Raw genomic sequence first — 10,539 nt, 5'->3', positions numbered from 1 at the left:
AAGGCGACAGCGCGGCCTGCGCTGTCCGCGATGACGCAGACCTTGGTGCCGAAGCCGCCACGAGAACGGCCAAGCGCCTCACGCTCGTCCCGCTCCGCCGCTGTCGCGGCTTTTTGGCCGCCCCTGCTGCCTTCTGGTGTGCCCGGATCGATGTACCGTCGAGGAAGGTCATACCGAGCCCGACGCCACGTTCCTGCGCCATGCTCAGCAGGCGCTCCCACACGCCCAGGCGCGACCAGCGTATGAAGGTCTGTGCAGCCAGCCCGTGGCGTTCGGAGCAGTGCTCCGAACCCACCAGRGCCCCTCCTCCACCGGCAGGGCCCGCCACTTCGCGCCGTTGTCGTGTCGCCAGAGGATCGCGCCGATGGTCCTGCGCAGGTGCTGCGGCGGCACCTTGGCGTGCGGGCGGCAGGCCTCGACCAAGGGCTCCAGCACTGCCCACTGCTGGTCCGTCAGCGCCATCGCACCCTCCGCAAAGCCGGAGAACGCCCACTCACGCCAGCAGTCCAGGCGCTAACAGGACCTAGACATCCAAGTTCGCCACCTTCAGCGCATTCCCCACGATGAAGTCGCGCCGGGGCTCCACGACATCGCCCATGAGCGTCGAGAAGACACGCCCGGCATCATCCGCGTCCTCCACCGCCACCTGCAGCAGCGTGCGCGCCTCCGGGTCCAGCGTGGTCTTCCAGAGCTGGTCGGGGTTCATCTCGCCGAGCCCCTTGAAGCGCTGCACCGCCAGCCCCTTGCGACCCTGCCCGAGGATGCGGTCCAACGCCGCCATCGGCCCGCGCGCCTCGTGCCGCTGCGCCTCGAAGTGCAGCACCACCGGCGCGTCGAAATCGGCGGCCAGACGGTCGCGCCGCTCCTCCAGCCAGCGCCCCTCGGCCGAGCGCAGGGCGACGAGGTCGAGGTGGTGGCTCTCGGTCACGCCGCGCACCTGGCGGAAGACCCGCAGCCCCTCCTCGTCGAGCGTCGCCTTCCAGCTCCGTTCGCTCGGAACCGCCATCTCGTTCAGCCGCGCGACGAGCCGCTGGCCAGCGTCCGGGTGCGGCTCGGTGCCGAGGGCACCCGCGACCGCCGCCTGCTCCACGATCTCCGCGGGCACGCTGCTCGACAGGCGCCGGATGCGCCGGGAGGCCGCGCGCATGACGTCAACCGCCGCCCGCAGCTCCTCGCCGCCGATATCGCGGCCGTCCGCGTAGGCGAGGCGCGCGCCGTGCAGCGCCTTCTCGAGCAGGTACTCCTCGAGCGCGCGGTCGTCCTTGAGGTAGCGCTCCTCGTTGCCCCGCTTGGCGCGGTAGAGCGGCGGCTGCGCGATGTAGAGGTAGCCGCGCTCGATCAGCTCCGGCATCTGGCGGAAGAAGAAGGTCAGCAGCAGCGTGCGGATATGCGATCCGTCCACGTCCGCGTCCGTCATGATGACGATGCGGTGGTAGCGAAGCTTGTCGGGGTCGAAGAACGGCATGTTCGGCCGGTCCGGGTCGCGCGCGCCGATGCCGGCGCCGAGCGCCGTGATCAGCGTGCCGACCTCGGCCGAGGACAGCATCTTGTCCATTCGCGCCCGCTCGACGTTCAGGATCTTGCCCTTCAGCGGCAGGATCGCCTGGTTCGCGCGGTTGCGGCCCTGCTTGGCGGAGCCGCCGGCGCTGTCACCCTCGACGAGGAACAGCTCCGACTTCGCGGGGTCCTTCTCCTGGCAGTCCGCCAGCTTGCCGGGCAGGGTCGAGATGTCGAGCGGGTTCTTCCGCCCCACCTTCTCCCGCGCCATCTGCGCCGCCCGGCGCGCGACCGCCGAGAGCACGACCTGCTCCAGCACCAGCTTCGCTTCCTTGGGGTGCGTCTCGAACCAGTGGCTCAGCGCATCGGCCACCGCCACCTGCACCACCGGCTGCACCTCGGAGGAGACGAGCTTGTCCTTCGTCTGCGAGGAGAACTTCGGGTCTGGCACCTTCACAGACAGCACGCAGGTCAGGCCTTCGCGCATGTCCTCGCCGGAGAGCTCCACCTTCTCCTTCTTGGCCATCTCGGCCGCGTACTTCGTCACCACGCGCGTCATCGCCTGGCGGAAGCCCGCTTGGTGCGTGCCACCGTCGCGCTGGGGGATGTTGTTGGTGAAGCACAGCGTCCGCTCGCGGGGCGAGCGGTTCCACCACATCGCCATCTCCACGCGGATGCCATCGGTCTCCTTGCTGGCGAAGGAGACGGGCGGCTTGAAGAGCGGGTCCTCCGCCGCGTCCATCCACTCCACGAAGGCGACGAGCCCGCCCTCGAAGAAGAAGTCCACCTCCTGCACGGGCGTGTGGCGCTCGTCGCGCAGGTGGATGCGCAGGCCGGAGTTGAGGAAGGCCAGCTCGCGAAGGCGCTTCTCCAGGATAGCGAACTCGAACTCGGTCTTGGTGAAGGTCTCGGCCGAGGGCTTGAAGGTCACCTGCGTGCCCGTGGGGTGGTCGCTCGGCCCCACCACGACCAGCGGCTGCACGGTCTCGCCGTACTCGAAGCGGATGAAGTGCTCCTGGCCGTTCCGCCAGATGCGGACCTCCATCCACTCGGACAGGGCGTTCACCACCGCCGCGCCCACGCCGTGCAGGCCGCCCGAGACCTTGTAGGAGTTCTGGTTGAACTTGCCGCCCGCGTGCAGCCGCGTCAGCACCACCTCGGCAGCGGAGACCCCCTCCTCGGCGTGGATGTCGGTCGGGATGCCGCGCCCGTCGTCCGTCACCGTCACGCTGCCGTCGCCGTTCAGCACGGCGGTGCAGGTGGTGGCGTAGCCGGCCTGGGCCTCGTCCACGGCGTTGTCGATGATCTCGAAGGCCATGTGGTGCAGGCCCGAGCCGTCGTCGGTGTCGCCGATATACATGCCCGGGCGCTTGCGGACGGCCTCCAGGCCGCGCAGCACGGTGATGGAGGCGCTGTCATAGGCCCCATCGGCGCCGGCGGCGGCGACCTCGGCCTTATGGGCGGCGCGGGTGGACTCGGTCATGCGGGCTGGGAACCTCTCCGACCGCAGCGATCGGTGCGCGGCCATGCGGAATCGTGTTCCGTGTATATAAGGATTACGCGCGCGAGACGCCATGGGGGGCTCCCGGCAAACGGCGCCCTCCCCCCTCCCGGCGCGCCGGCGCCGCGCGCTCGCCCCGGGGCCGCCCCACGGCGGCGCCGGACCGGCTCAGGCCGCCTCCGGCACGACCCCCTCCGGCCCAATGGCGAAGCCCTCCGCCACCCCCTTCAGCGACGCGAAGACGCCGGGCTCCGTCCCCGTCAGGAAGCTCTGCGCCGGCAGGGCCGCGAGCGCCGCGAAAAGCGCCTCCCGCCGCACCGCGTCGAGATGGGCGGCGATCTCGTCCAGCAGCAGCAGCGGCGCGAAGCCGCGGGTGGCCGCGATGAGCGCGGAATGGGCCAGGACCGTCGAGATCAGCAGCGCCTTCTGCTCCCCGGTGGAGCAAAGCTCGGCCGGAACCCCCTTGGGCAGGTGCGACAGCCGCAGGTCGCAGCGGTGCGGCCCGCCCAGCGCCATGCCCGCCGCCGCGTCGCGCCCCCGCCGGGCCGCCAGGGCCGCGCGCAGCCCGTCCTCCACCTCCAGCGCGGATTGGCTCTCAAGCGCCGCCGCCGTGTCGCACTCGAGCGCGCAGAGGGCCGCCGGGAAGGCGCCCGCCAGCCCCTCGGCCAGGGCGCCGTTCAGCCGCGCCACCAGGGACCGCCGGGCCGCCGTCAGGGCCACGCCGTGGCGGGCCATGGCGTCCTCCAGCCCGTCCAGCCAGCGCGCCTCCACGCGGCCGCCGTCGCGTCCCTCGGCCAGGAGGCGGTTGCGCTGGGTCATGGCGTTCTCGTAGGCCGAGACCTCCCGCGCGTGGTTCGGGTCCAGCGCCCAGACGAGGCGGTCGAGGAAGCGGCGCCGGCCGGAGGCGGCCTCCTGGAACAGCCGGTCCATCTGCGGCGTCAGCCACACCGCCGCCACCAGGCGCCCGAGCTCCGCCTGGGACCGCACGGGGGCGCCATCGAGCCGGAAGGCCCGCTTGTCGGGCGCGCCGTCGTGCACCGTGCCGGTGCCGAGGTCGAAGGTGCCCTCCGGCCCCTCGAAGCGCCCCGAGACGGCCCAGGGAAGCGCCTCCTCGCCGACATGGCGGCCCAGGTCGGCGATCCGCGCCCCGCGCAGCCCGCGCCCGGGACCGAGCAGGCTGATCGCCTCCAGCAGGTTCGTCTTGCCCGAGCCGTTCTCCCCGGCGATCACCACGATCCCGGCCGAGAACCGCATCGTGGCCCGCGCGTGGTTGCGGAAGTCCTGCAGCTGCAGGCGGGTGAGGCGAAGCGACGGGTTCACGCGGCGGGACGGTCTTCCATCACCGGGCGCAGGCCACCGCGCCGGGCGCGCCCCTGGCGCGCGACGACGCCTGGCAGGCCGGACGACCCGCGGAGGGGCCGCTTCGCCGGGGATGTCACCGGTGCATGTCCATGGGGCAAACCTCCGAAGGGAGCGGGCGTCACGCCGGCGCCACTCTGGCACTTCCCGGATCGCCCCCCCAAATGCGCCGGGCAGGGGCGGCCGTCACCGTGCCATCCCGATTCACGCGGCCGTGGATCGAACCCTTCCGGCGAGCGTTGACGGTCATGGCTTTCAGCACGAAGGAAACAGAGCTTCTCGGTCACCTCACGCGGCGGCTGGGTTCGGACCACCAGGCCGAGGCGGAAGCGGCGCGGGACCGGCTGGTCCAGTTGCTGGGCAAGCACGGGCTGAACTTCAACGACTACGCCGAGTGGCTGCAGAGCGGCGCCCTGGCCGGCGGCCACGCCGACCCGTCGGACCCGGAGCGCGAGAACGCGGAGCTGCGCAACGAGGTCGCCCGGCTGCGCGAGGAGGCTGCCTTCCTGCGGGCGGAGATGCGGCTGATGCAGGGCACGACCGGGCGCCAACTCGCCCCGATCGGCCTGGGGGGCGGGGCGGGGCGGCCGCATCGCCACGCGGTCGCGGCGCGCCGCTCCGGCACGGCCCGGACGGCCTTCTTCGCGGTCATGGCCGGCATCCCGATCGGCTGGCTCGCGGCGAGCCTCCCGGCCACCCGCCCGCCGGGAGGAGACGGGGGCACGTCCCGCCTCGCGGCCTCCCGCCCGGCCCGGCCCGCGCGCGCCGAGGCCGCCTCCGCAGAGCTGCCCGCCCCGCCGGACGGCGCCGGCTGGAAGCCGCCCAATGGAAGCCGCCCGGCCGTAGTGCTTGAGGACGGGGTGGTCCTGACCTCCCCCTTCCCCTCGCGGGCGACGGAGCAGGGCATCTCCCGCGGCAGCCGCGTGGCCATCCTCCGCCAGCTCGTGGCCAACGGGCGGCAATGGGCGGAGGTCACGAGCCCCGCCGCCAGCGGCTACATCCCGATCGACTTGCTGGAGGTCCTCGACCAGCCCGGCGGCTAGACCCGCATCGGCATCAGGACGTAGAGCGCCTCGGGCTTGGCCGCATCCTGCACGATGGTGGGCGCCGAGCCGTCGGCGAAGCGGAACTCCACCTGACCGTCCACCTGGTCGGTGATGTCCTTGAGGTAGCGCGCCTGGAAGCCAATCTCGAGCGGCGCGGCGTCGTAGGTGACGGTGTCCCCGTCCAGCTCCTCCTGCGCCTGGCCCTGCTCGGGCGACGCGGCGGTGAGGAGGAGGTGGTTCTTCTCGAGCGACAGCTTCACGGGGCGCGAGCGCTCGCTGCTGATGGCGGCCACGCGGTCCACCGCGGCCGCGAAGGCGGCCTTGTCCACGGAGAGCACGCGGTCGTTCCCCTTCGGGATCACCCGCTCGTAGTCCGGGAAGGTGCCGTCGATGAGCTTGCTCGTCAGCGTCACCGTGCCGAGCTTCACCTGGAGCTTCGTGTCGGAGAGCCGGAACTCGATCTCCTCCATCGTCTCCTCGGCCAGCTTGCGCAGCTCGTTGACGGTCTTGCGGGGCACGATCACCCCGGGCATCCCCGCCGCCCCCTCGGGCAGCGGCTCCTCGACGCGGGCCAGGCGGTGCCCGTCGGTGGCCACGGCCCGCAGCACCTTCACGCCCTCCACCTCGGTCGCGTGCAGGTAGATGCCGTTGAGGTAGTAGCGCGTCTCCTCGGTCGAGATCGCGAACTTCGTGCGGTCGATCAGGTCACGGAGCATGCCGGCGGTCACGCTGAAGCGGTGCGGCAGCTTGCCCTCGGTCATGGAGGGGAAGTCCTCCACCGGCAGCACCATCAGCCCCGTGTTGTAGCGCCCGGCGCGGAGCGCGAGCGGCGCGTCGCCGCCGCGGTGGTCCAGCTCGACCTTCTGCCCCTCGGGCAGCTTGCGGACGATCTCCAGCAGGGTCGCGGCCGGGGCGGTGCAGCGGCCCTCGCGCGCCACCTCGACGCCGGCCACCTCCTCGACGATGGCGATCTCCATGTCCGTCGCGGTGAGACGCAGCCCGTCCTTGCCGGCATCGAGAAGCACGTTCGCCAGGATCGGGATGGTGTTGCGCCGCTCCACCACGCCCTGCACATGGGCAAGGGCTTTCAGGAGCACAGCCCGGTCCACCGTGAACTTCATCGCCGCCACCCCCGCAACGCCATTGGGGGCGGAGAGCCCCCGAGTGAGCCCTCTATCATCACGAAAACGCGGCGTGAAGCCTCGCCCCCGCCGAGTCGGGGGCGGCTCAGGTCTCCAGCATGCGCCGGAGCAGCTCCACGTCCTCGGCGAAGCCAGCATCGCCCTGCATCAGCTCCGCGACGCGGGAGACGGCGTGCATGACCGTCGTGTGGTCCCGGTTCCCGAAGCGCCGCCCGATCTCGGGCAGGGAGCGGGAGGTGAGCTGCTTGGACAGGTACATCGCCACCTGCCGGGGCCGCGCCACGTTCCGCGCGCGCCGGGCGGAGGACATGTCGGTCAGGCGGATGTTGTAGTGCTCGGCCACCCGCTTCTGGATCTCCTCGATCGTCACCCGGCGGTCATGGGCGCGGAGGATGTCGTGCAGCACCTCCTGGCAGGATTCCAGCGTCACCGGCCGGCCGAAGAGGTTCGCGTGCGCGATCAGCCGGTTCAGCGCCCCCTCGAGCTCGCGCACGTTGGAGGTGATCTTGTGCGCCAGGAACTCCAGCACGCGGGCGGGCACGTCCACCTGCGCGGTGTTCGCCTTGCTCTCCAGGATCGAGATGCGGAGCTCGTAGGTCGTGGCGTGGATGTCCGCCACCATGCCGCAGCCCAGCCGCGTCCGCAGCCGGTCCTCCAGCCCCGCGAGGTCCGAGGGCGGCTTGTCGGAGGAGACGACGATCTGCTTGCCCTGGTCCACCAGCGCGTTGAAGGTGTGGAAGAACTCCTCCTGCGTGTTGTCCTTGCCGATCAGGAACTGCAGGTCGTCGATCATCAGCACGTCGACGGAGCGGAGGCTCTCCTTGAACTCCATCGTGGACTGGCTGCGCAGCGCCGCGATGAAGCGGTACATGAACTTCTCGGCGCTCATGTAGGCGACGGACCGCCCCGCGATGCCCTCCTGCGGCGCCCGGATCGCCCAGGCAATCGCGTGCATCAGGTGCGTCTTGCCCAGGCCCACGCCGCCGTAGAGGAAGAGCGGGTTGAACCCGGGTGAGTTCGGCTTCTCCGCCACGCGGCGCGCGCAGGCATGGGCGAACTCGTTCGGCTTGCCGACGATGAAGCTGTCGAAGGTGAAGCGCGGGTCGAGCGGCGCGGCCCAGTCCCCGCGGGCCTCCGCCTTCTGCGACTCGGCGCGCGTCGCCTCCCCGGCCGGGCGCGTGGCCGGCAGGGGCTCGGCGAGTTCCGCGCCCTCCGGCGCCGCGGCGGCCTCGCGCGGGGCCGCCGGCGAGGCGACGCGGATGTCCACGCGGCGCACGCCGAGCCCCTCGGCCTGCCACAGCGCGCGCAGGCGGTCGCCGTACTGGCCGCGCAGCCAGTCGCGCAGGAAGCGCGTGGGGACCTGGACGATCGCCTCCTCGCCCTCCACGCCGGCCAGCGTCAGCTGGCGCAGCCAGGTGCGGTACTCGGCCTCGCCGACCTCCTCGCGCAGGCGGCCGCGGATCCGCGCCCAGGCCGCATCCAGGCGCACGTCGTCCACCCGCTCCTGCTCGGCGGAACCGGCGGAGGGCGTGGCGTTGGCGTGCTGATCCGGCATGCGATCCACCCGTAGCCCCCTCTTGCATCCCCGCGGCGACGCGTGGACGGACGCTGCATCTCAGAACGGTAACCTGACGCCCCGAGGGTCGTAAACGCCATACACGTTCACGCCAAAGACGCGCGGGGTTAGCGCAAAGAAAAACGCCACGGCGCACAAGCACCGTGGCGCGTTCGCCCCACGACTTTACTCGGGAATACTGCTCGCAAGAACGCCCAAGGGCGTTCTTACCAGATCAGGCGGCGGCGGCGATCGCCTTGATGCGCGCCGACAGCCGCGACAGCTTGCGCGCCACGGTGTTGTCGTGCGTCACGCCCTTATCGGCGGCACGCTGCAGCTCGGGCTGCGCGAGGCGGAACGCCTCCTGGGCCTTCGCCTTGTCGCCGCCCGTGATCGCCTCCTCGACGGCCCGCAGGAAGGTGCGGACGCGCGAGCGGCGGGCGCGGTTGCGCTCAACGCGCTTCTCGTTCTGCCGGATGCGCTTGCGCGCGGATGCGGTGTTCGCCATGGGCCTTGAGAATACCAGTCGAAATGTTAACGGGGCGCGGCCCGTCATGGACGGCCGCAGGAAGGGGGGCGTTCTATCCACAGCCCCCCGTTGAGTCAAGGAAAGAGGTCCGGCGCCCGGATCACCCCCTTCAGGCGTTGCGGAAGGCGGGCTTTCGCTTCTCGGCGAAGGCCGACATCCCCTCCTTCTGGTCCTCCGTCGCAAACAGGCTGTGGAACAGCCGCCGCTCCAGCCGCACGCCTTCCTTCAGCGAAAGCTCGTGCGCCGCGTTCACCGCCTCCTTCGCCATGGCGACGGACGGCTGCGAGAAGGCGGCGATCGCCTCGCCCATCTTCAGCGCCTCCTCCACGAGGCTCTCGGCCGGCACCACGCGGGTGACCAGGTTGGACCGCTCCGCCTCGGCCGCGTCCATCATCCGGCCGGTGAGGATCATGTCCATCGCCTTGGACTTGCCCACGGCCCGGATCAGCCGCTGCGACCCGCCCGCGCCGGGGATGATGCCCAGGCGGATCTCGGGCTGGCCGAACTTCGCGGTCTCGGCCGCGATGATGATGTCGCACATCATGGCTAGCTCGCAGCCGCCGCCCAGCGCGAAGCCCGCCACCGCCGCGATCACCGGCTTCTTGATGGTGAGCACCGTCTCCCACTTGTTGCCGATGAAGTCCTCGAAATGCACCGCGGGGTAGGTGCGGTCCTTCATCTCCTTGATGTCGGCGCCGGCGGCGAAGGCCTTCTCGCTGCCCGTCAGCACGATCGCGCCCACCGCCGCCTCGGTGTCGAAGGCGCGCAGCGCCTGGCCGAGCTCCGTCATCAGCTGGTCGCAGAGGGCGTTCAGCGCCGCCGGCCGGTCGAGCGTGATCAGCCCCACCTTGCCGCGCGTCTCCACCTTGATCATCCCGTAGCCGGCCATCGTGCCCTCCCTTGAGGCGCGCAGGCTGTGGCGCGGCGGCGAAGCGGTCAACGGGGCGCCCCCAGGGATCGACGGTCCGGCCGGAAGACGGCCGCCCCCTCAGGCCCGCCGCTCCGGCCAGGCCACCACCACGCCCCCCGTCGCGATCACCGCCGCCCCCAGCAGGGTCCAGCCATCCGGCGGGTCCCCGAAGAACAGCGCGGAGGAGAGCGTGGCCCAGAGGAGCTGCGTGTAGGTCATCGGCGCAAGGATGCTCGCCGGCGCCCGGGAATAGGCCTGGATGAGGAGGTAGTGCCCGCTGGCCCCGAAGACCCCCGCCAGCGCCATCAGGAGCCAGCCGGCGGCGTCCGGCGCCTGCCAGGCGAAGGGCTGCGCCAGCGCCGCCAGGCCCCCCGCGGCGATCCCGGTGTGCAGGATGATGGTGTGGGGCGAATCCACCACCGAGAGCTTCCGCGTGAGGATCTGGTAGACCGCGAAGGAGGCGGCGGTGCCCAGCGGCAGGAACAGCGCCCAGTGCGGCGTCTCCCCCGTCAGGAAGGGCGGCCTGAGCGCCACCATCACGCCCAGCAGCCCGACCCCGATGCCGACCCAGCGCCGCCGCCCCACCGTCTCCCCCAGCACGAGGGCGGCCAGGGCGGCGGTGAAGATGGGGGAGGCGAAGGTGACGGCCGAGGCGTCCGCCAGCGGGATGTGGAACAGCGCCACGACGAAGAGCCCGTTGGCCACCAGCAGGCAGAGGCTCCGCACCGCCTCCAGCCCCGGGGCGCGGCTGCGCCAGGGCAGACGCCCGGTCGCCGCCCGCAGCGCCAGGGCCACCACCAGCGTGTGGAAGGCGAAGCGCATGAAGACGATCTGCGGGATCGGGTAATGGGCCGTCAGCACCTTCGTGAGGGTGTCCAGCACCACGAAGAGGGCGATGGCCGCGAACTGGAAGAGGAGCCCGGCGGAGATCGGTGACATCGGGCGCCACCATGGCACGGGCCACGCGCCCCGTCCCCGCGCGGCCGGGAAGGGGTGCCCT

The 10,539-nt window shown here is 71.7% G+C and carries 8 protein-coding genes and 1 pseudogene; 1 reads left to right on the top strand and 8 read right to left on the bottom strand.

The window, feature by feature from the left end; genetic code table 11:
• From EAH89_RS22325 to recF, 3 genes and pseudogenes are all read right to left on the bottom strand, one after another.
• A pseudogene (locus tag EAH89_RS22325) lies at nt 1-462 on the bottom strand (transposase); the annotation flags it as partial.
• 61 nt (nt 463-523) lie between these two features.
• On the bottom strand, nt 524-2,980 hold the full coding sequence (gyrB, locus tag EAH89_RS22320) for a DNA topoisomerase (ATP-hydrolyzing) subunit B (protein WP_140885912.1): 2,457 nt from the start codon (nt 2,978-2,980) through the stop codon (nt 524-526).
• A 186-nt stretch (nt 2,981-3,166) separates the two neighbouring features.
• Nucleotides 3,167-4,318, bottom strand: a complete 1,152-nt coding sequence (gene recF / locus EAH89_RS22315; protein WP_140885911.1) for a DNA replication/repair protein RecF — start codon at nt 4,316-4,318, stop codon at nt 3,167-3,169.
• Nucleotides 4,319-4,605: 287 nt separating this feature from the next.
• Between recF and EAH89_RS22310 the strand changes: the two genes are divergently transcribed.
• Nucleotides 4,606-5,400 carry a hypothetical protein gene (locus EAH89_RS22310; RefSeq protein ID WP_140885910.1) on the top strand — a complete coding sequence of 265 codons (795 nt, stop codon included), beginning with the start codon at nt 4,606-4,608 and terminating at the stop codon, nt 5,398-5,400.
• Here the strand turns inward: EAH89_RS22310 and dnaN are convergent.
• The 5 genes from dnaN to EAH89_RS22285 all read right to left on the bottom strand — a co-directional run bounded on the left by dnaN (nt 5,397) and on the right by EAH89_RS22285 (nt 10,478).
• Nucleotides 5,397-6,524 carry a DNA polymerase III subunit beta gene (gene dnaN / locus EAH89_RS22305; RefSeq protein ID WP_140885909.1) on the bottom strand — a complete coding sequence of 376 codons (1,128 nt, stop codon included), beginning with the start codon at nt 6,522-6,524 and terminating at the stop codon, nt 5,397-5,399. The genes EAH89_RS22310 and dnaN overlap by 4 nt on opposite strands.
• Nucleotides 6,525-6,630: 106 nt before the next feature.
• Entirely contained in the window at nt 6,631-8,100 is a 1,470-nt protein-coding gene (gene dnaA / locus EAH89_RS22300) for a chromosomal replication initiator protein DnaA (protein ID WP_140885908.1), read from the bottom strand.
• Between the two features lie 235 nt (nt 8,101-8,335).
• Nucleotides 8,336-8,608, bottom strand: a complete 273-nt coding sequence (rpsT, locus tag EAH89_RS22295; protein WP_140885922.1) for a 30S ribosomal protein S20 — start codon at nt 8,606-8,608, stop codon at nt 8,336-8,338.
• A 130-nt stretch (nt 8,609-8,738) separates the two neighbouring features.
• A complete protein-coding gene (locus EAH89_RS22290; protein WP_140885907.1) occupies nt 8,739-9,518 on the bottom strand; it encodes an enoyl-CoA hydratase in 780 nt (259 codons plus the stop codon).
• 99 nt (nt 9,519-9,617) lie between these two features.
• Nucleotides 9,618-10,478, bottom strand: coding sequence for a DMT family transporter (locus EAH89_RS22285; protein WP_140885906.1), 861 nt, complete (start codon nt 10,476-10,478; stop codon nt 9,618-9,620).
• Nucleotides 10,479-10,539: the final 61 nt, after the last annotated feature.

This window comes from Muricoccus nepalensis (assembly GCF_006438825.1).
Lineage (GTDB): Bacteria > Pseudomonadota > Alphaproteobacteria > Acetobacterales > Acetobacteraceae > Roseomonas > Roseomonas nepalensis.
Note: the sequence above shows the minus strand (reverse complement) of the source record. Positions and strands in the feature narration are given on the sequence as shown.